Source organism: Nitratireductor aquibiodomus, assembly GCF_900105565.1.
Taxonomy (GTDB): Bacteria; Pseudomonadota; Alphaproteobacteria; order Rhizobiales; family Rhizobiaceae; genus Nitratireductor; species Nitratireductor aquibiodomus.
Window position 1 is genome coordinate 1,185,469 of the sequence record NZ_FNSL01000001.1, and the last position, 20,712, is coordinate 1,206,180.

A 20,712-nucleotide genomic window follows, 5' to 3' on the forward strand; every position below is an offset into this window, starting at 1 on the left:
CCGCTTTCACCAGAGGGTCCAGCGCCATGCAGACTGCATCATTCAACCAAGCGGCACTTGACGCACTGCACCGCTCCATCAGCGCCCATGTGGATGCGGGTGAGATCGCCGGGGCGACATGGCTCATCCACCATGCCGGAGAGACGCATGTGGACAGTACCGGCACCTTCGGGATGAACGGTGCGGGTGCGCCCATGGCGCGCGATACGATCTATCGCGTGGCATCCATCACCAAGCCGGTGACGGCGGCGCTCGCGATGATGCTTGTGGAGGATGGCGTGCTGACGCTGGATGGCCCCGTCGACGATCTTTTACCGGAACTTGCAAACCGCCAGGTCCTGAAACGGATCGACGGGCCGCTTGATGAGACCGTGCCGGCCAATGGACCCGTGACCCTGCGCCATCTCTTGACGATGACCTTCGGTCTCGGCGCCATCATGGTGTTTCCGGAAGCCTATCCGATCCAAGCGGCAATGCGCGAGGCCGGCGTCGCGCCGAGCTGGGTTCTGCCGCAAATGCCGTCCGATGCCTATATGAAGAAGCTCGGCGAACTGCCGCTCGCAGCGCATCCGGGCGAAAGCTTTTTCTACAACAACGGTCTCGACGTTGCCGGCATCCTGATTGAGCGGGCGACGGGCGAGCGGCTCGGTGCAGTGATGAAGGCCCGCCTCCTGGAGCCGCTCGGTATGAAGGACACGGATTTCTTCGTGCCGGACGACAAGCAGCACCGCCTGCCCGTCCAGTATGGGCCGGACTTTGCCAGTGGCGGTGCACGGGTGATCCCATTTGGCCCGGAACAGGGCATCGACTTTTCAAGACCTCCGCAGATGGATTCAGGCGCCGGCGGGCTGGTAACCACTGTGGACGATTACGCTGTCTTCTGCCGCATGATGCTCAACGGTGGCGCGCTGGACGGCAGACGCTACCTGAAAGCCGAAACCGTGACAGAGATGACGCGGGATCAACTCACACAGGAGCAGAAGCAGACGCCCCATGCATCCATGTTCATGGACGATGGCGGCGCCGGCTGGGGGCTCGGCATGTCAGTGGGGCTCAAGAGCACTCGACCATGGCTGGCGCAGGGCAGCTTTGGCTGGAACGGCGGCTATGGCACCACGGCCTACACCGACCCGAAGAATAGCCTTGTCGGGATATTTCTCAGCCAGCAGATGATGACATCCCCCGACGCGCCAAAAACCTATCTGGACTTCTGGAAAGGCGCGCGTGCGGCCATTGGCTGATCCTGGGGGCAAGACCCCTAGCCACCCGCCCAGCGCGCCACCATGCGGCTGATGGGCGGGCCGGCCAGAAGCACGAAGAGAAAGCGCGCCATCTGCACAGCCATGATGAAAGAGAGGTTCACGTCCTGCGAGGCAGCGGCGGCGATGATGGCGACGGAATCCATGCCGCCCGGGCTCGTCGCCAGATAGGCGGTGAGCGGATCGATGCCCCACTCCACGTGCAGGAACCAGGCGAGCACACCGCAGAATGCCATCAGGGCGAGAATCGAAATCACCACCTGCGGCAATGCCCTGAAAGCGGTGCGTAAGAGCGCGCGGTCGAATTTCAGGCCGATGGTCCAGCCCACCACCATATAGGCCGCGCCCATGAGCCAAGGCGGGAGCTCCAGCGCAACACCGCCGCCCAGATGGACCAGCGCTCCTGCAAGCATGCCTCCAAGAAAGAACGGCGCCGGCAGCCGCACCAGCCTGCCGAACAGCCCGCCCGCCAGCGCCGTGACCAGCGTGATTGCAAAGGCTGCAAGATCGATCGGGGGAAACCAGACCGTTTCAGGCGCATCGACACCGGACGTGTCGACCCACAGCCTTGCAATGAGCGCAGCGGCGACGGTGACGAAGATCACCCGCAGATACTGCATGAAAGCCACGAGCCGTGCATCGGCACCGAAAGCACCCGCCATGAGGACCATGGCCGTGGCCGCCCCCGGCGCAGAACCCCAGACGGCTGTTGTGCCGGGCAGTATCCTCCAGCGGCTGACGAGAAAACCCAGAAAGCTGCTGGCCGCGACCGTCACCAGAACCGAAAGCAGGAGGATGGGCCAGATATCGGCGAAGGAGGCAATGATCGCGGGCTCGAGTGAACCGCCGATCAGAAGCCCCACCAGTGCCTGCGCCGAGGCAAATCCAAGACCCGGAACGCGGATGCCCGCACCCAGTGCCCCGGTGGCAACGGCTGCCAGCATGGGGCCGATGAGAAGTGCTGCCGGCAGCGCCCCAAGAAGCATCACGCCGGCAAAAGCCACAGTGAGAACTATGAGAAACAGCCACTGGAAAACAGGATCAAGACGCGTGAGAGGGCCCTTGAAGGAAGTCTGCGGCGTGGTGTCCATTAACAAGCGTCCCGACTGTCTGCCATGACGGCATACAGGATCGGGCCGCATATGGGAATGTCCACGTCCCATGGCCGCTGGTGCTGTCGATTGATTTTACATTTCCAATAGGCTATATAACCGATAAGATATTTAAGTGAGCACCATGCAAACCGATCAACTCGATGCGACATTCGCGGCTCTGGCAGATCCGACGCGACGGGCGATTCTCGCACGCCTTGCCGAAGGAGAGGCCACCGTGATGGAGCTGACGGAACCTTTCGACCTGAGTCAGCCGGCCATTTCCAAGCACATCAAGGTGCTGGAAAAGGCCGGGCTCGTCTCACGCAGCCGCGATGCGCAGAGGCGTCCGTGCAAGCTGGAAGCCCGCCCGCTCGGCGAGGCCATCGACTTTCTGGAACAGTATCGTCGGTTCCTGGAGGTGCGCTACGCAAAGCTCGACGCCCTTCTTGAGACCCTGAAGACCGTGAACGATCCAACCGCAGGCACTGGTTGACCCGGGCCCCGCGCCTTTCCTGATCAGACACCGAAAGGAACCCCGCATGTCACACTCCAGGACCATCACCGTCACCGCACGTGGTGACAGGGAGCTCGTCATCACCCGCCGCTTCAATGCTCCGCGGCAGATGGTGTTCGACGCCCACACGCGACCCGAGCTGATCAAACGCTGGATGACCGGCCCGGAAAACTGGACCTTGCCCGTGTGCGAGATCGACCTTCGGGCGGGTGGCAAGGGCCGCTATGTTTGGCACAACACCGAAAATGGCGCCGATATGGGCATGACGGCGACCTATCGGGAAATCGATGCACCCCACCGTATTGTCCATGAAGAGATGTTCGATGAGGACTGGACCGGCGGGGGCACGGAGATCATCACCACGTTCGAAGACGATGGCGAGACCACGCGTATGGAAATGGTGATCCGCTGTAAGTCGAAGGAAGCGCGCGACAACATCCTGAAGTCGCCCATGTCCGATGGCATGGAGCAGGGCTACGCCCGTCTCGATCGCCAGCTTGCCGAACGCAGGGCCGCTTAGGGTTCAGGACCTGTTGGATATCTAATAATGAGGGAATGCGCCATGGCGCACAACGCTTCCAGGGCTGCACACCGCCATCATGGTGTGCTTCGCAGCATCGGCGCAGTGTTTCTGGGTCTGGCGGTGATCTTTATCCTGTCTCTGGGGATGGATCAGCTCATGCACAGCCTCGAAATCTACCCGCCTTGGGATCAGCCCATGGTGGATGTGGAAGATGGGTTGCTTGCGCTCGGCTATCGCACTCCCATCGCCATTTTCGGCTGTTATCTCGCAGCGCGCTTCGCGCCGCGCGCGCCGATGGCTCACGCGCTGGTGCTCGGTGGCATCGGCGTGGTTCTTTCCACACTTGGTGCAGTCGCCATGTGGCAGATGGGCATGCACTGGTATCCGATTGCGCTGATCCTCATCAGCCTGCCCTGCGCCTGGATCGGCGGAAAGCTTTATCTGGCGCGGAAATCAGGCTCGCGGTAGCGTCGCAGGGGTCCGGGTTCACGAAACAAAATCAATGAGCCTGTCGGATTGTCACTTCCTTATTCGTCCTGGGCGGGACAAGAGGAGAAGGAACCTGCAATGCGCTACATGATGCTGATGATCCCCAAAGGATATGAGACGGCCGGCCCCGAGCTCGACCTGCCGGCCGATGCGGTGGCCAAAATGATGGCCTACAATGAAGAATTGCGTGCCGCCGGTGTGCTGGAAGCGCTGGAGGGCCTGCATCCGCCATCTGCAGGGGCGCGGGTTTCGTTCGCCAGCGGCGAGCCAGTGGTGATCGATGGACCGTTCATTGAGGCCAAGGAAGTGCTCGGCGGCTTCTGGATCATCAACGTTCCGACACTCGACGATGCCATCGAATGGGCAAAGCGCTGCCCCGGTTCGCCCAATGAGACCATCGAGATCCGCAAAATCCAGCAGATGGAAGACTATAGCGATGAGGTGCAGGAGATCGTGAAGACTTATCCCGACGTGCTGGAAAAGGGCATCAACCGCTCCTGATCAGCAGAATTTCGCCTTGTGCTCCGGTTCCACGTGAATGGTGACTTCCGCACCGGGCTGGGCCTTTTCGAGCGCCCCTTCGATGCGGTCGCAGATGCGGTGTGCGGCCTCGACCGTCATGTCGGACGGCACCACGAGATGAAACTCGATGAAGCGGGCCCTGCCCGCTTCACGCGTCTTGAGATCGTGGAATTCGAGGGCTCCGTCATCATTGTCGGCGATCACGCGCTCGATCCGGGCCAGCTCCTCGGGTTCAACCGAAACATCCATGAGACCCTGTACGGACTCGCCCACCAGATGCCACCCGTGCCACAGGATATTCAGCGCAACCACAAGCGCCATCACCGGATCGAGCCAGTACCAGCCCGTGGCCACGGCAAGCACGAGACCGGAAATGACACCGGCAGAGGTGACGACATCTGTCCATAAGTGCTTCCCGTCGGCGACCATGGCAGGTGAGCGGGCCTTTCTCCCTGTGGAAATGAGAAGCCAGGCCCACAGGCCGTTGCCGACCGCGGCCAGCCCGTTGATCACGAGGCCGACAACCGGAGCGTCGAGCGGGCGCGGCTCGAAAAGAACCATCCATGACTCATGGATGATCAGCAGCGCGGCGACGACGATGAGGACGCCTTCCAGAACGGCGGAAAAATATTCCGCCTTGTGATGGCCGAACGGGTGATTGTCGTCGGCCGGCGTGTGGGCGATGCGCAGCGCATACCACGCCACACATGAGGCGACGACATTGACCACCGATTCCATCGCATCTGAAAAGAGCGCCACGGAATCGGTGAGCCACCACGCGGCAAGCTTGAGCGCGAAAATGCCCAGCGCAACAACGATGGACCACATCGCGATGCGCTGAAGCTTGCCATTGGATGGCATGGCGGTTCCTTTCCATCGCTCCCGCCCAACCCCGGCGGGAGCCCAAATGGCCAATGTGTCAGGCCGCTTTCACACGCGCCTTTCGTGGCAGATGCGCCACCACATTCTCGATCATGCGCATGCCGGCATTCTGTCCGAGTGTCATGATCGATTCGGGATGGAATTGCACGGCCGCAACCGGCTCATCCTCATGTTCTATGCCCATGACCACACCATCCTCAGTCTCCGCCGTCACCATGAAGGCGGACGGCATGCGCACCGGATCGGCAAAGATGGAATGGTAGCGCCCCACGGTCACCTCGGAGGGGAGACCTGAAAACACAAGGCTGTTGCCGCTGGCACGGATGCGCGAGGGCTTTCCATGCATGGGCTCGGCAAGCTGACGCAACTCACCGCCATAAGCCTCGACAAGCGCCTGCAGGCCAAGACACACGCCGAAGATCGGCAGTTTGCGCTGGCGGCTTTTGGCGATTGTGGTCTTGCAGTCGAAATCTTCCGGCCGCCCCGGTCCCGGCGACAGAACAACCAGGTCCGGCGCCACACGCTCGAACACCTCGTCTGCGACCGGCGCACGAACCGTCACCACCTCCGCGCCCGTCTGGCGGAAATAGTTGGCGAGCGTGTGTACGAAGGAATCCTCGTGATCCACGAGCAGGATCTTCACCCCCTCGCCGACACGGGCGCCTGCGCGCGTTTCATTTTCCATGTTCGTTTTCCCGGCATCACGGATCGCCGACAGCATGGCCGACGCCTTGAGTTCCGTTTCGGCCTCTTCTTCCTGCGGATCGGAATCGAACAGGAGCGTCGCCCCTGCCCGAACCTCCGCCACACCATCCTTGATGCGGATGGTGCGCAGCGTCAGGCCGGTATTCATGTCGCCATTGAAATGCACCATGCCGATGGCGCCGCCATACCAGGCGCGCGGGCTCTTCTCGTTTTCCTCGATAAAGCGCATGGCCCAGAGTTTCGGCGCGCCGGTCACGGTGACGGCCCATGCGTGGCTCAGAAACGCATCGAACGCATCCATGCCCTCGCGCAGCCGTCCCTCGATGTGATCGACGGTGTGGATGAGACGCGAATACATCTCGATCTGGCGGCGCCCGATCACCCGCACGGAACCCGGCTCGCACACACGGCTCTTGTCGTTGCGGTCGACATCCGAACACATGGTCAGTTCGGATTCGTCCTTCTTGGAGTTCAGGAGCTTGATGATCTGCTCGGCATCGGCAATGGCGTCGTCGCCCCGCTTGATGGTACCGGAGATCGGACAGGTCTCGACGCGCCGGCCATTGACCCGCACGAACATCTCCGGCGATGCACCGACAAGATATTCCTGTTCACCCAGATTGATGAAGAAGGAATAGGGCGACGGGTTGATCTCTTTCAGGCGCCGCGAAATCTGCGACGGACGCCGCTCGGCCCGCTCCATGAACATCTGCCCGGGCACCACTTCGAACAGGTCCCCGCGATGGAAGCTCTCCTTGGCCTTTTCGACAAGGCGCGCATACTCGCCGGGCTCGTGATCGCCGCGCGGCGGCACATGATCGGCCGTCTTGAAAGGCGCCGTTGCGCCATCGCGTGGAAGGCCTGTCGTCGAAGCGTCCTCCGCCGCATAATCGTAGCGGTCGTGCCAGGCCTTTGCAGCGTGATGGTCGACCACGAGGATCTCGTCCGGCAGATAAAGCACGAGGTCACGCTGGCTTTCGGGGCGCTTGAGGCTCTGTTTGATCGGATCGAACTGGAAAGCAAGATCGTAACCGAACGCACCATAGAGCCCCAGATTGGCATCGTGATCGGTATGAAAGAGATCGGTTATGGCACGCAGCACGGTGAAGACCGTCGGCACGCGGGAACGCTCTTCCTCGGAAAAAACCCGTTCGGGCTCTGCGACGACCAGCGCGAGCAGTGCGTCGTCTCGCTCCGTCACTGTGACAGCCTCGAGCCCGGCAACCCGGTCGTCAAGGATGCGCAGAAGCGCCCTGCCCCGATCATTCAACGCCTCGATCTTCATGTCACGGCCGCGCGCCGAGATCACCAGCGGCGGATCGATGATCGCCGTGTCCCAGCGGGTGTAACGACCGGGATACTCGTAATTGGAAGAAAAGACCGCGCCGCGGCGCTCGTCCAGTGCATCAATATAGGTGTCGATGGCACCTTCATAGGCGGTTTCCACACGGGTCCGCGTGATGGTCACGCCGCCTGCCGTTTTAAATCGCTCGGCGCCGTTATCCAGAACTTCCAGGCTCATTTCATGCTCCCTTGTTCAGGCATCGCCGGGAAGCGCAGACAAAAATGGCCGCCCGGTTTTCACCTGCGGCCATGGTCTTTTCTGCGCGCACACTGCACGGTCGGCCGCTGTTAACGGACCCACCACCAGAGTTTTGCGCAAGAAATCGTCGTCATGGTTTCTCCATAGCCTCGACGGAGCTTTCACGCAACCGCTTTCCAGCACCATCGGCCAGCCGTCTGCCGCGATAGAGCGCATGGAGGCTGAGGCACAGCCATGTGAAGCTTGCCCACGCCGCGCCCAGCGCCCAACCGGCGGCAACATCGCTCGGCCAGTGGACACCCAGATAGATGCGGCTGACACCCACGATGAACGATATGAAAACCGCCACGGCGAGCACATAGAGCCTGATGCGCCAGTCCGGAAAGAAACGCACGACAAGAGCCGCCAGTGTCAGATAGGCGACTGTGGTGACGGTGGCGTGACCACTTGGAAAACTCGCCGTATGGATCACGTCCAGATGCTCGACGATGTCGGGTCGCGGACGCTCATAGTGGTTTTTCAGAATGTAGGAGACGAGCGCACCGGAACCGACGGACAGAACCGCATAAAAGGCCGCGCCATAACGCCGTGTCACGACAAGCAGGCCGGTCACCATCAGAAGAGACAGAACAATGACCGGATAACCGCCAATGGCGGTTATCTCCAGCGCGGCTTCCTCCAGCCATGGCGGCCCGAGTGGATCCGAAGCGTCCAGAGGATTGCGCAGGGCGAGAAGCACCTGTTCGTCCAGCGCCTTGATTTCTCCCTCCGCGACTTCATCGGCTATCGCCAGGAATACGAACGAACCAAGCGTCAGAACCAGAAGGAGAAGCACGGGCGCCAGCGCCCTGCGGTGCCGCGCTATCTGCCGAACGAAACCGTTTTCCTGAGCCCACATTCTCGAATTCCCCCTCCTGACCGATTGATTCTGCAGCACGAGGGATGCGAACACCATGATTGCCGCTTAAATAAGATGCAGTCACGAAAGTCTCAGGGCTTTCGCGTGCACAACGAAGGCGCGCAATTCACCGGATCACAGCTCACCTCTCTATGGCCCCACATTTACGGCTACCGCCTTGACATCGCCGCATCCGCGCACCACGTTTATAAAATGAGCACGAACCGAAAACACATTTCCGTTCTCTTCCGGGTATGTCCCATTGCGGGATATTGACCCCCGGTTCGGTGCTGTGCGCCTCCGAACCGAGGGGCGCTCTTCCGTCGATTGATCGAGACGATTAAATCGAGCGGCGGAAACGGTTCCAGGGCGCATCACCAAGACTTTCTACGACAATCGAAGCCTCGCGGCATGAACCGAACACATGCCCGCATGACACGCATGGACAAGCCAATGCAGCAGAAGACAGGGCGCAAGCCGAGCATCACGATTTCCGAAACTGATTATGAACGCCTGACCGGCCTGGCCGAGGCGCTGGAAGACCGCAATCCCGAAGCCTCGGAAACCATGATGGCCGAACTCGACCGGGCACGCGTGGTGCGCGACGGTTCGCTTGCCACAACCATCGTGCGCATGGGCTCGACCGTTGTCTACACGGCAGACGAAGGTCCCGAGAAGACGGTCACGCTCGTCTATCCGGGCGACGCGGACATTGAAAAGGGACGGATTTCCATCACAACCCCGGTGGGCACAGCCCTGATCGGGTTGAAGGAAGGCCAGTCGATCGACTGGACCGCACGCACGGGCCAGACCCACAGGCTGACCGTGGTGCGCGTAACCCAGGAAGAGAACGCCGCCTGAGTCTGCCATCATGTCCAGCCCGCATCTCCGCTTTTTCACGGGACATCTCCTGACGGGAGCCTAGCCCCTGCGTCATTCCTGGGCGCAGGGGCCGGACGACCGATGTTCAAGCTGCGCTGCCGACGCAAGGCCGCGCGGATTTGTCTGTTCGCGGTTCCCGTCCCAGGACGCCGGAACCGCGCTGGAGATCGTGCAGGAGATTGCCGTGTGGACCGGACAGGGATGCATTCTCACCACCAAGGACTTCACCATCCTCGAATTCCTGCAGGAGCGCAGGCACAGGTTCAGTGAAACCTATGCCGCGCTTTTGCGCGCGAAACTTGACGCGGCTACAGTCATCTTCCGGGAAGACATGCCGGCACACGTCACCACACTGAACAGCCGTGTGCGTTTTCGCATCGGCGACGAACAACCACAGACACGCATCATCAGCCATGACGAGCTGCAGGGTTTCGTCGGCCTGACATTGCCGCTGACGACATTGCGCGGGCTTGCGCTTCTGGGGCTCGCCGCCGGCGAGACAATCGTCCTGCCGCGAGACGGCACAGCCGCGCCCGAGCGTGTTGTGCTCGAAGCAGTGCTTTACCAGCCCGAAGCCGCACGCAGAAAAATGCGCGCGACAGCACGCCCCGCGCTGCGCCTCGTCCACAATGCGGACGCCGGCACACCACCGCGCGGTGTGCCCATCATCTCCGGAGGCGATGACGACCCCGGACCGAGTGCGGCCTGAACAACCGGTGGGCAAGCGGCATCACGCCCTGCCGCCCACCCAGTATCGCGGACCCGGCCCCATTCGCCCTGCCCGGTCGGCCGGGTTCGTTAGCGCGCAGGTTTCAAGCGACAGGCAGCCGCAGGATATGCATTCGGTGAGGCCACGCTTGAGCCGCTCCATTTCCGCGATCCGTTCGTCTATGCGCTTCGTCCAGTTTTCTGAAAGGCGTGCCCAGTCATCGCCCCTGGGCACGTGGTCGGTTGGCAGCTTGTCGAGTTCCGCCTTGATCTCATCAAGCGACAGCCCCACCCGCTGGGCGAAAACGATGAAGGCCACGCGACGCAGCACGGCGCGCTGGTAGCGGCGATGGCCCGAACCGGCGCGCTCGGAAGTGATCAATCCCCGCTCCTCATAGTAGCGCAGGGCGGAGGCGGCAACGCCGCTGCGCCGCGAAACCTGATTTATGGTGAGCAATGGCAGCCTCCCTTTTCAGCGGCGCCGAGAATCTCACAGAAGGGGCTTTACTTCAAGTTAACTTGAGCTTTTAGAAAGGCCCGGCATGTGTCGGATCGTGCCCAATGCGGATGAATTCCGGCAGAACATGTCTACCGGAACTCTTCAGGGAGGCTTCATGACCGCCGCAACACAACGAGCCAGCGCCTCAACCACAGCGGCCCGAGCCACCCTCCGGGAGTGGCTCGGGCTTGCGACCCTCGCCCTGCCGACATTTCTCGTCGCCATCGACATGACGGTTCTGCATCTTGCCGTGCCGCATCTGACGGCAGCGCTGCGTCCGAGCAGCGCACAGCTTCTCTGGATCATCGATATCTACGGTTTCATGATCGCGGGCTGTCTGGTGGTGATGGGCACGCTGGGCGACCGGATCGGCCGCCGGCGTCTGCTTCTGGCGGGTGCGGTGTTCTTCGGCGCGGCCTCTGCCTTCGCAGCCTTCGCAAACAGTGCCGCAATGCTGGTTGCCGCACGCGCGTTTCTTGGCATATCGGCGGCCGCACTCATGCCCTCCACCCTCGCTCTCCTGACCGACATGTTCCGCGACAACCGGCAGCGTGGCATTGCAATCGCCGTGTGGTCCTGCATGTTCATGGCGGGAACGACGATCGGTCCCATCATAGGTGGCGCGCTGCTCGAATATTTCTGGTGGGGTTCGGTGTTTCTGCTCAACGTGCCGCTCATGCTGGTTCTTCTGGCCGTCGGACCGCTGGTTCTGCCAGAAAGCGCACGCACGGGCGGCGGGCGGCTCGATCTTGCAAGCGCGGCCCTGTTCCTGTCGGCGGTGCTGACCGCCGTATACGGCATAAAGCACATCGCCTCCGAAACGCTGGACCTCAAAGCCCTGCTGGCGCTCTGCGCCGGGCTTGGTTTCGGCATCTTGTTCCTAAGACGCCAGACAAGGCTCGCGGACCCGATGCTCGACCTTTCCCTTTTTCGCAACACGCGGTTCACCGCCGGGCTCGCCACCCAGTTCCTGACCATCTTCGCCGTGGCGACACCCTATTTCCTGTCGACCCAGTATCTGCAACTGGTTGCCGGCCTGTCTCCACTTGAGGCCGGCCTTGCCATGCTGCCGCCCATGCTGGCCGGCATCGCCGGCGCGCTTCTTGCGCCCGTGGCAACCCGCATTCTGCATCCCGGCAGTGTGACCGGGCTCTTGATGCTCGTCGCGGCGGCGGGTTTCGCATTGCTCACCCTTGCACCAGCCGAAGGCACGTTGCGCGCCGTGCTGGGCGGGCTCGCCCTCATCACCATCGGCAGCAGCGCGACCATGGCGCTCATCGTCAACATCATCGTCAGCGCGGCACCCGAAGAGCGCGCGGGAGAAGCCTCCGGCCTGTCGGAAATGAGCGGCGAGTTCGGCATGGCTCTTGGCCTCGCCGTGATCGGCAGCCTCGCAAGCGCCACCTATCGCAATTCCGTCGCCGCGGCGTTGCCCGGCACCAATGACCTCGACCCGGCCACGGGCGCGATGGAATCGCTCGGCAACGCCGTGACCGCAGCCGAACAGCTCGACGCCACCGCAGCCAACGCGCTCATCACCGCCAGCCGGGAGGCTTTCGTGACAAGCCTTTCTCTGAGCGCGATCGTTGGCCTGGCGCTTGTTCTTGGACTGGCGGTTCTGGCGTTCCGCGTTCTGCGGCGCGTGCCGCAGCAGGACGACGGCTAAAAAGATGCGCGCGTTTTCCTGCCAGACTCAACTTATCAGGAAAGCCCCTCGATCAGGCCGTTTTCATTGAGAAAAATATGCTCGGACGAAGGCACGCGCGGCAAGCCCGGCATGGTCATGATCTCACCGCAGATCGCCACCACGAAGCCTGCGCCGGCGGACAGACGCACCTCACGGATCGGCACCACATGCCCGGTCGGCGCGCCTCGCAGATTTGGATCGGTGGAGAAGGAATACTGCGTCTTGGCCATGCAGACCGGCAGATGGCCGTATCCCTGCTCTTCCCACTGCTTCAGCTGATTGCGCACGGATTTGTCTGCGATTGCCTCCGAGCCGCGATAGATGCGCTTCACCACCGTGTCGATCTTGTCGAAAAGCGGCATGTCATCGGGATAGAGTGGTGCGAACTGGGAGACGCCGCTTTCGGCCAGCGCTACCACCTTGTGTGCCAGTTCTTCGATACCGGAAGAGCCCTCAGCCCAGTGGCGGCACAAAACGGCCTCCTCCCCCTGCTCGGCCACATACGCCTTAACCGCCTCAATCTCGGCATCCGTGTCCGAATGGAAGTGGTTGATCGCGACGATGGCCGGCACCCCGAACTGCTTCACGTTTTCGATGTGGCGGCCAAGATTGACGCAGCCTGCCTTGACGGATGCGACGTCCTCGGTGCCAAGGTCTTCCTTCTTGACGCCGCCATTCATCTTGAGCGCCCGCACGGTCGCCACAATCACGGCGGCGGCAGGCTTGAGGCCTGCCTTGCGGCATTTGATGTCGAAGAATTTTTCCGCACCGAGATCGGCACCGAACCCAGCCTCCGTCACCACATAGTCGGCGATCTTCAGCGCCGTGGAAGTGGCCATCACCGAGTTGCAGCCATGGGCGATGTTGGCGAAGGGGCCGCCATGCACGAAAGCCGGATTGTTTTCCAGCGTCTGCACCAGATTGGGCTGGAGCGCGTCCTTCAGGAGAACGGTCATGGCGCCATCAGCCTTGATGTCGCGGGCAAAGACCGGGCTCTTGTCACGGCGATAGCCTATGATGATGTCGCCGAGCCGCTTTTCAAGGTCTTTCAGGTCCGTCGCCAGGCACAGAATGGCCATGACCTCGGACGCCACCGTGATGTCGAAACCCGCCTCGCGCGGAAAACCGTTGGCCACGCCGCCCAGAGAACAGACGATTTCGCGCAGCGCCCGGTCGTTCATGTCCATCACGCGCCGCCATGCCACACGGCGAATGTCGATCTCCTGGGCGTTGCCCCAGTAGATGTGATTGTCGATCAGTGCGGAAAGCAGGTTGTGGGCCGAGGTGATGGCGTGGAAATCGCCGGTGAAGTGGAGGTTCATGTCCTCCATCGGAACCACCTGGGCATAACCGCCGCCTGCTGCCCCGCCCTTCACACCAAAGCACGGACCGAGCGAGGCTTCGCGAATGCAGATTGCCGCTTTCTTGCCAATGCGGTTCAGGCCATCGCCGAGACCGACCGTGGTGGTGGTCTTGCCTTCGCCTGCCGGCGTCGGGTTGATCGCCGTGACGAGGATCAGCTTTCCATCCTTGTTCTTGCGGGTCTCGGAGATGAATTCGGCAGAGACCTTTGCCTTGTCATGGCCGTAGGGAAGAAGGTGTTCGCTTAAAATATCGAGCCGCGCGCCAATCTCCTGAATGGGCTTCTTCTTCGCTGCCCGCGCGATTTCAATGTCGGATTTCACTTCGACCATGACAATGTTTCCCTCTCCCGATGGCATGCAATCAGTGCCGATAGGCATAAAGCCGCGAATTGAAAATCTCCACCATCGCAAAAGAGGCGGACAATGCGTGAAATGCGACAGGAACTATGCGGACGTGGCGATGAAGCGGCGGGGCATACAGGCGAAAGCACCCGCCGCTGGCGCGAAGACCACTACCGGTCCAGAACGAGCCGCAGTTCCACAAGATTGGATCGCACCCGCAGAATGTAAAAGCCCATCGTGGCAAGGTGTGTGGGCATGATCCAGCCATCCTCACGGCCATTGGAAATGATGGCAGGCTGCACCTGGAGCGCGGCGCGGAACTGCTCTTCCGTCGTGTCCCACAGAGAGCCGAGCGACCGCTGCTTGATGACGTCTTCAAAGTCGGCGCCCGCCGCTTTCAGAAGGCCGTAATAAGCGTAGAGCTGGCCATAGGCGAACCAGAAACGATCATCCGCACGTGTGTCGAACCAGCCGGAATTGTAGTTCTCCGAACGCTGACGCAGCAGGTCTGAGGTTGAACCCAGATCGCTCGCAATGCGGTCGAGATACTGGATGAGATTGTCGGCGCGTGCATCGAACACGGCCTCGCAGGTCTCAAGCCGGCCATTGAAGCTGCGCAGATCTCGGATGGCCGAGCGATAGAAACTCGGGGTGGGCGTCTTGGGCCCAAAGGGGCTCAGGCCGAAATACCACGTTTCCTCATCAAAGGTCAGCGCGCCGCGCGCATTCTGCAGATCGCGGTCGATCTGCGATGTGCCGCGCACGCGACCAAGCGCATCGACGAGTTCGATGGCGCTGCGGCGGACGGCCTGGTTGATGCCACGCTGGAACGATGCCTTGTTGTCGAAAAAGGGCGTGTCGTCCCAGTCAAGCGCAAAGAAAAAGCCTAGCTTGTAGAGCAGCATGGAGGAAATCCATGCATTGTCGTTGACATTGAAGTCGGTCAGGTCCGCGGTCACATCGACGATGGCGGACCGCCCGCAAGTGCGCGTCTCGCCGCCCTGGGTGGCTGCTGTCTGCTCGCCGGCGGAAACGCCACGCGCGTCAAGATTGTATTCCGCGACGTAATCGGGATTGAAGCCCGTCCAGACCTGCGTCTGCCAAAAAAAATAACCGTAGAAGCCAACGATTGCGAGCAGCACAAGACCGATCGAACCCCGAATGATCCACCCGCGCCGCGTATACCAGCGTCCGGCAGCCATGAAGGGCCAGAGGATCCACGCAATCAACAGCCCAATGCCGCGACCGATCCAGTGAAACACGCGGGTGAAGAATTCAACGATCGGATCGAGCACGAAGCGCCTCCCTCAGGCGAATTTGGTCTTGAATCAGGACTCTAAGCCATAGAGGCGCTTCCGCAGCGCCGGTTTGTCCATGAGATATTCGGTTTTGAGCCGCGCCACAACATGTTCGCGCCAGGCTTGCGGCCAGGTCTCGTAGTCGCGGTAAAAACCCTGCTTGTTGAAGACATAGCGGGCCATGAAGTCGGAGGGCACGAAATCGGAAATCAACCGGTTGGTGAGCCAGGCATCCTTATGCTCCGGGTCAGCGCGGGTGACGAGAAAGCGTTCCCGCGGCGGGATCTCCTCGATCTTGAGCGTACCCGTCTGGCTGATTTCGCGCACGGCGGCGTTGAGAAGCGGAACACTCCCCTCACCGGCAACCAGTTTCGCGTTGCGGTGCGTCCAGGTCTGCAGCCATACCGGATCGACGCGCGCGAAATCCGTATCCGGCTCCTCGCGGCGTATCAGATCGAGCAGCACCATTTCGCCGCGATGGGCGAGATAGTTCGAGCGTTCGACCCACGAGGCGCGGGGGAGCTGGATGCGGCCCGTCTCGGCCAGGAATCGGAAGATGCGCGCCGGATCGTCCTTCGACAGATAGCTCACCTGCCACGGCCGCGAGCGGCGGAAGCCCGGCGTTGCCGGATCGGCGATCACCGTGGTCGTGTCCGGATCGGTAAAAATATAGATGCCGCCGAAATGGCTCGTCCAATAGGCATCATGCCTGAACACGACCTGTTCGGGCACGAGGCTGTTTTCGCGGATGTCGCCGGTTTCCCGCGCGATTGCGACCATGCGGTTGAGTAGCGCATCGTCGCGCCAGGCGTCGGGTTCATGCTTCACACGGTCGGCAAGCCGGCCAAGCTCCGCGGCCTTTCCGAGCAGATCTTCGGCGGAGATGACCTTGAACTCCACCTGCGCGATGGAGAGCAGGTCCTCAATGTCGCGCACCTGGTTTACCTGCTCTTCGATCTCGCCATAGACCACATCCTTGATGGTGATGGCGTTAATGGCGCGCGCATTGGCCATCATGAATTCGTAGACGAGCTGCGAGGTGTTGGAGAAGGCCGTATGCACCACCGGCAGCTCGATCTGCGCCGGGGTGAGGATGATGAAGCGGCGATTGACACCATTGGGGTCGAGATACTGCGCGTCGTCCAGCTCCTCGGCAATCTGTGGCGAGAAGCCGGTGCGGTCGATCTCGAAGGAGGCGAGCTTCGTCTGCGGCACGCCGAAGGCATCGAGCGCCTTGTTGTAGCGCGTGATCAGATGCGGCTCCTCGATTTTCAGGAGGCGGCCGAAGATGAGATCGTTTTCACGAAGGAGGTTCACCAAGTCCCCCTCGCCTTCATCTCTTCAATTTCGCGTAGCGCGCGTTCGCGCAGGCGCTGGTCGCGGACGATGGTGGAGACGGCCGCATCGTCGGAGCGGTCCGAGTAGCGGAACTCCGAATCCGCGTAGCGATTGATCTCCTGCATCACCATGTCCATCGTGAATGGCCGGCGCAGCTCGGCGATCATTGCCTTCTTCTCATCATAGCCCTTGCGCATGAAGGCGTCCGGCGTCTCGAACCACGCATCGGGAAGCTCGATGTCCATGGCGCGCATCTTGATGGCGTCGGTGATGTTCTTGATGGCGCGGCCGGTAAAGCGTGGCTCCGCCAGCTTGATCTCGTGCAGATAGGCGCCGATATCCGTCAGCGTCTTCGGCTCGCCGCGATCGTTCAGGAAGCGCTCGTGAACCTTTACAAGCCCTTCTTCCTGCGGCTTAGAGTGCGCCTCATAGGCGGTTTCGACCGCGCGTTTGATTTCCTGCGTCGCGTAAAGCTCGTGCTCGCCAATCGGGATCGCATGGTTCTTGCCGGCCAGAAGCACGAAGATGTCGACATAGTCCTCAAAAGTCTGCGGCCCATCGACAAGCCAGCGCGCGCCGGCGCGCTGCCGCAGCGCATCGTCCACATTCTCCGGATAGTTGGAGAACATGCCGAAGGAGCAATTACCGCGCACTACGGTGCCTGCGCCCGCAAAGCTTTCCATCAGAACGCCCGTCACCTCCTGCTGGCCGGCAGACGCCCGGTCGTCGGAGCGCTTGGCCGCCACCTGATCGATGTCGTCGATGGTGCCGAAGCCGATGGCGCGCGGGCTCAGAACATTTTCCACGAACTGCTTGCAGTTCTGCCCCGACTTGCCCTGATAGGAGGAAATCTGGTCGACGCCGAAATTCTCATAGTGGAAGGGTACGCCCGCGATCTGGCAGTAATCGTTCAAAAGCCCGGCGGTCATCTGAATGAGGATCGTCTTGCCGGTGCCCGGCGCGCCGTCGCCGATGAAGGTGAAGAGAAACCCGCCCAGTTCCACGAAAGGGTTGAGCTGGCGCTCGAAATCATAGGCCATCAGCATCTTGGCGAGCTTCATGGCCTGATATTTGGCGATGTGATTCCCGATAATCTCGTTGGGCTTCTTGAAGGTCATGACGAGCGGCTTGCGCCGGCTGCCCGGCGCAACGTCGAAGCCGTCCAGCGTAAAATCGTCGGCCTCAAGCCGCATATGCGTGTCTTCAAACGCGCCGAGACCGGTGAAACGGCTGCGGCGCTGCAAGAGCCCCTCGATTGCGACGCGGGCAAGCGCGCGAGCGCGCGCCGTCATCGCCGTGTCGTCGGCGGCACCCGAGATCGCGCCATCGAGCGCGGCAAGAACGCTTTTGAGCGCATCCTGCGGCGTGTCGAACTGGAAATCCGGCTCATCCGTGTCGTTCACCGGCTCGCTGTCCGCGTCAAGCATCTGGAGGAGATAGGATGAGAGCGTGAAGGCGGCAACATAGGCAGACGCCTGCAAAAGCGCGTGATAGGTCTGCGCCGCCGCGCCCTCAAGCGGGCTGCGGGCGTTGCGCTCCTGAAGGGTTTCAAGTTCGGTCGAGCGCGCAAAGACATCGGCGACGGCCAGCGCCACGGCCACCCCGCGACGCGTGCGAAAGAGAAGCGTGTGTTGCGGAATGGACAGCATCGGGTCGCCCTGCCGGATGGCGGCGATGGTTTTCGCCAGCTCCACTTCACGCGTTCGGCGCAGCGCGCCGGTGGAGACGGTCGACACGAAACGCCGCCCGGTGCCGGCAAGCTCGGTGCCGGAGCGACCGCCATCGGCCTGCAGAACCACGAAGCGCGTCACAAGGCTCTGCGCCGTCGCCCGGTGCATCTCGATGTCCTTCTCGTCGATGGTGGTCAGGCCGGTGTCCATGGAATGTCCTATACGTCGGTGATGACCCGCCCGCCCGAAATGACGTGCACGTCGTAGCCTTCGAAAATCTTCTGCGCCTCGCCGGCGGCATAGAGCGCCTGATAGGCCTCGTGCGGCACAAGCGCGTGCTGCTCATAGGCGCTCACGCCCATGCGGGCGGCGTCGAGATCATCCGTATCGATGAAGAACTCTTCACGCGCCGGCTGGCTGGACCACAGCCCCTTGCGCGCCGGGCGCTCAGTCTTGGAATAGACCTCCTGCACCGTCCAGGTAAGAAGCCACGCATTCTCCTGCCGGCGCACCTTGCCAAGCACGTCCGAGACAGTCGAATTGTTCTCCGTGATGCCGGCCGTGTAGAACGGCCCCAGCACCACCCGGCGCAATTGCTTGGGGTGGAGGTGGTCAAAATCCTTGTCGAGATTGCCGGCAATCGTGGCCGGCGACAGGGAATAGGCGGAGTTTTTCTCCGCGAAATCGTCGAACTGATGCGCAAGTTCCGGATTGAGCAGACCGCCCACCGGCAGGCCGATCTCGACATCGTCGTTGAGCCTGCCATCGTCGGAAACAAGCGCCTTGACCATGCCGGGCGAGGAATCCTCGACCGCTGCCATATAGACCATGGGCAGGCTCGAATTTCCGTCAAAAGCGCCCCAGTGCACCAGATAATACGGCCGTTTTGTCTTCGGATTCACCGAAACGCGCACCGTTTCCGGCAAAATGAACGGCGAAAACACATTGCCCGCCTTCAATTGCTCCAGATAAAGGCGCTCGGCCATGGAGCGCTGGAGGTCAGCCGGAAATTCGCGATGGCGCAGGATGAAATCGACCATCTCTGCGCGCAGCTCGTCTGGCCCCGATATACCGGCAAGACGCTTCTCGGCCTGACGCCGGTCATTTTCCAGTTCAAGCACACTCTGGAAAACCGGATAACCGCTTTCGGCGCGCTGGATGCGGAATTTTTCCATGAAACCGAGACGGTTCTGCCAGCACTCGAAGGAGCGCTCCAGCCGTCCGATATAGGGTGAGACGACTTCGGCCACGAGACCGTGCAACTGGAAAGGCGATGCGGAGCGGTCGCCGAAATAGACGCCTAGACCCTCCAGCGCGGATGCGATGGCATCGAAATAGCGCCCTGCGGCATCAGGAGCGGCGTTCATGCAGATCGCCCCGACTGTCTGTTTTCCCCCATACCGTCATCAGGTGCGAACGTAATTCGCGGCGTCGTGCTTCTTCATCACGTCTTCGAAGCGGCGGGCAAAGGCGTCGTCGGCAAGCTTCTTGCGGCGCTGGATGTCGGCGGTGGTGACCATGTTTTTCTCATGCAGTTCAAGCAGGTCGCCAATGTGCCGCTGTGCCGCGGCACCTATGCCGGCCATGGTTTCCTCAGCGGTGTTGTCGACCTTGGAACCAAGCGTGTTGATGCGGTGGGCGACATCTTGCTGGGCTGCAGTCTTCAATGAATCTTCGAGCGCCTTGTAGAGAACGATGCGCTGTTCGGTGTCGATGGTGAGCTTGTTGATCAGCGTCGACTGGGCCGCGATCTGGTTGTTGAGCGAATCCACAAAGGTCTGGAACATGGAGGTGTAGCGCTCAAGCGTCTGGCTTTCGGCAAGCAGCTCCTGCTCCTTCGCCTGCGCCTCATTGTATTCGGTGGCAAGCTTCGAGCGCTCCCCTTCGAGCTTCGCACGATCCTTCTGGCTGGTGGAAGCAGCAATGCGGTTCTCGATATCGAGCAACATCGGGTTCAATTCCTCGATGCGCTTCTGGGTCGCCTCCAGCGTCTCCATGGTGGATTTGCGCCGTTCGATCACCTTGGCAAGACTTGCCTCGGAAGTCTGGTAGCGCTCCTGCAGAACCTGTTTCTGGTCCTGGAGGATCCCTGTGATCGTGTCCGACTTGGCAAGCAGTTCCTGCAGATTGCCCGCGAGCGACATGTTGCGGACGCGCTCGGTGCGCATGCGCTGCTTTCTCTGCTTGGAAAAGATGCCGATGAAATTCTCCCAGCCGGTATAGCTCTTCATGCTCTCGAACTCGGAGCCGAAGACATTGGTGGCATCTTCGAGGCCGATGATCAGGTCGGCGATGTTGGTTTCCATCACCTTTTGCTGGGTGAGCACATCCTGAATGCGGGCATTCTCAATGTCGAAATCGGCCTGGCCGATCTTTTCGTCAGTGCGGGCAAGCTTGTCGAGCACAGTGCCCGACTGCTCGATCTTCGAACGCATCTCATCGACCACCTCACGGGTCTTCGCGATCTCCGTGTCGAAATTCTGCAAGGTGGCCAT

19 protein-coding genes are annotated in these 20,712 nt (G+C 61.3%); 8 read left to right on the forward strand and 11 right to left on the reverse strand.

Annotated features, from left to right (window positions below):
* Positions 1-26: 26 nt before the first annotated feature.
* Complete coding sequence (locus tag BLW55_RS05675) at positions 27-1,241, forward strand: serine hydrolase domain-containing protein (RefSeq protein WP_244508995.1); 1,215 nt, start codon at positions 27-29, stop codon at positions 1,239-1,241.
* A 17-nt stretch (positions 1,242-1,258) separates the two neighbouring features.
* Here the strand turns inward: BLW55_RS05675 and BLW55_RS05680 are convergent, their stop codons facing one another.
* On the reverse strand, positions 1,259-2,350 hold the full coding sequence (locus tag BLW55_RS05680; RefSeq protein ID WP_090327370.1) for an AbrB family transcriptional regulator: 1,092 nt from the start codon (positions 2,348-2,350) through the stop codon (positions 1,259-1,261).
* A 145-nt stretch (positions 2,351-2,495) separates the two neighbouring features.
* Between BLW55_RS05680 and BLW55_RS05685 the strand changes: the two genes are divergently transcribed.
* The 4 genes from BLW55_RS05685 to BLW55_RS05700 all read left to right on the forward strand — a co-directional run bounded on the left by BLW55_RS05685 (position 2,496) and on the right by BLW55_RS05700 (position 4,380).
* Positions 2,496-2,846, forward strand: a complete 351-nt coding sequence (locus tag BLW55_RS05685) for an ArsR/SmtB family transcription factor (protein WP_025030306.1) — start codon at positions 2,496-2,498, stop codon at positions 2,844-2,846.
* A 46-nt stretch (positions 2,847-2,892) separates the two neighbouring features.
* The gene (locus BLW55_RS05690; RefSeq protein WP_007008725.1) at positions 2,893-3,387 is read left to right on the forward strand and encodes an SRPBCC family protein; all 495 of its coding nucleotides are present in this window, start codon (positions 2,893-2,895) and stop codon (positions 3,385-3,387) included.
* A 42-nt stretch (positions 3,388-3,429) separates the two neighbouring features.
* On the forward strand, positions 3,430-3,858 hold the full coding sequence (locus BLW55_RS05695) for a hypothetical protein (RefSeq protein ID WP_090327372.1): 429 nt from the start codon (positions 3,430-3,432) through the stop codon (positions 3,856-3,858).
* A gap of 99 nt (positions 3,859-3,957) precedes the next feature.
* Positions 3,958-4,380, forward strand: coding sequence for a YciI family protein (locus tag BLW55_RS05700; protein ID WP_007008723.1), 423 nt, complete (start codon positions 3,958-3,960; stop codon positions 4,378-4,380).
* On the opposite strand, the gene BLW55_RS05705 is transcribed toward BLW55_RS05700, so the two are convergent.
* The 3 genes from BLW55_RS05705 to BLW55_RS05715 form a co-directional block, all read right to left on the reverse strand.
* Positions 4,381-5,262 (reverse strand): cation diffusion facilitator family transporter, encoded by an 882-nt coding sequence (locus tag BLW55_RS05705; protein WP_090327374.1) that lies wholly within the window; start codon positions 5,260-5,262, stop codon positions 4,381-4,383.
* Positions 5,263-5,320: 58 nt separating this feature from the next.
* A complete protein-coding gene (locus tag BLW55_RS05710) occupies positions 5,321-7,510 on the reverse strand; it encodes an anthranilate synthase (protein WP_090327377.1) in 2,190 nt (729 codons plus the stop codon).
* A 151-nt stretch (positions 7,511-7,661) separates the two neighbouring features.
* Complete coding sequence (locus BLW55_RS05715; RefSeq protein WP_090327380.1) at positions 7,662-8,429, reverse strand: phosphatase PAP2 family protein; 768 nt, start codon at positions 8,427-8,429, stop codon at positions 7,662-7,664.
* A gap of 453 nt (positions 8,430-8,882) precedes the next feature.
* Here BLW55_RS05715 and rnk point away from each other — a divergent pair, with 453 nt between their 5' ends.
* Positions 8,883-9,290 carry a nucleoside diphosphate kinase regulator gene (rnk, locus tag BLW55_RS05720; RefSeq protein ID WP_040665180.1) on the forward strand — a complete coding sequence of 136 codons (408 nt, stop codon included), beginning with the start codon at positions 8,883-8,885 and terminating at the stop codon, positions 9,288-9,290.
* Positions 9,291-9,480: 190 nt separating this feature from the next.
* Positions 9,481-10,020, forward strand: coding sequence for a GreA/GreB family elongation factor (locus BLW55_RS05725; protein WP_007008718.1), 540 nt, complete (start codon positions 9,481-9,483; stop codon positions 10,018-10,020).
* Between the two features lie 21 nt (positions 10,021-10,041).
* Here BLW55_RS05725 and soxR read toward each other — a convergent pair whose 3' ends face one another.
* Positions 10,042-10,476, reverse strand: a complete 435-nt coding sequence (gene soxR, locus BLW55_RS05730) for a redox-sensitive transcriptional activator SoxR (protein WP_007008717.1) — start codon at positions 10,474-10,476, stop codon at positions 10,042-10,044.
* 157 nt (positions 10,477-10,633) lie between these two features.
* Between soxR and BLW55_RS05735 the strand changes: the two genes are divergently transcribed.
* Entirely contained in the window at positions 10,634-12,184 is a 1,551-nt protein-coding gene (locus tag BLW55_RS05735; protein ID WP_090327382.1) for an MFS transporter, read from the forward strand.
* Between the two features lie 35 nt (positions 12,185-12,219).
* On the opposite strand, the gene BLW55_RS05740 is transcribed toward BLW55_RS05735, so the two are convergent.
* From BLW55_RS05740 to BLW55_RS05765, 6 genes are all read right to left on the reverse strand, one after another.
* Complete coding sequence (locus BLW55_RS05740; RefSeq protein ID WP_090327384.1) at positions 12,220-13,899, reverse strand: formate--tetrahydrofolate ligase; 1,680 nt, start codon at positions 13,897-13,899, stop codon at positions 12,220-12,222.
* Between the two features lie 182 nt (positions 13,900-14,081).
* Positions 14,082-15,206 carry a DUF2333 family protein gene (locus tag BLW55_RS05745; protein WP_090327387.1) on the reverse strand — a complete coding sequence of 375 codons (1,125 nt, stop codon included), beginning with the start codon at positions 15,204-15,206 and terminating at the stop codon, positions 14,082-14,084.
* Positions 15,207-15,239: 33 nt separating this feature from the next.
* Positions 15,240-16,526 carry a DUF6638 family protein gene (locus BLW55_RS05750; protein ID WP_090329896.1) on the reverse strand — a complete coding sequence of 429 codons (1,287 nt, stop codon included), beginning with the start codon at positions 16,524-16,526 and terminating at the stop codon, positions 15,240-15,242.
* Entirely contained in the window at positions 16,523-18,427 is a 1,905-nt protein-coding gene (locus BLW55_RS05755; RefSeq protein ID WP_090327390.1) for an AAA family ATPase, read from the reverse strand. Before BLW55_RS05755 ends, BLW55_RS05750 begins: the two co-directional genes overlap by 4 nt.
* A gap of 8 nt (positions 18,428-18,435) precedes the next feature.
* Entirely contained in the window at positions 18,436-19,584 is a 1,149-nt protein-coding gene (locus BLW55_RS05760; RefSeq protein ID WP_090327393.1) for a hypothetical protein, read from the reverse strand.
* 39 nt (positions 19,585-19,623) lie between these two features.
* Positions 19,624-20,712 carry a coiled-coil domain-containing protein gene (locus BLW55_RS05765; protein ID WP_090327395.1) on the reverse strand — a complete coding sequence of 363 codons (1,089 nt, stop codon included), beginning with the start codon at positions 20,710-20,712 and terminating at the stop codon, positions 19,624-19,626.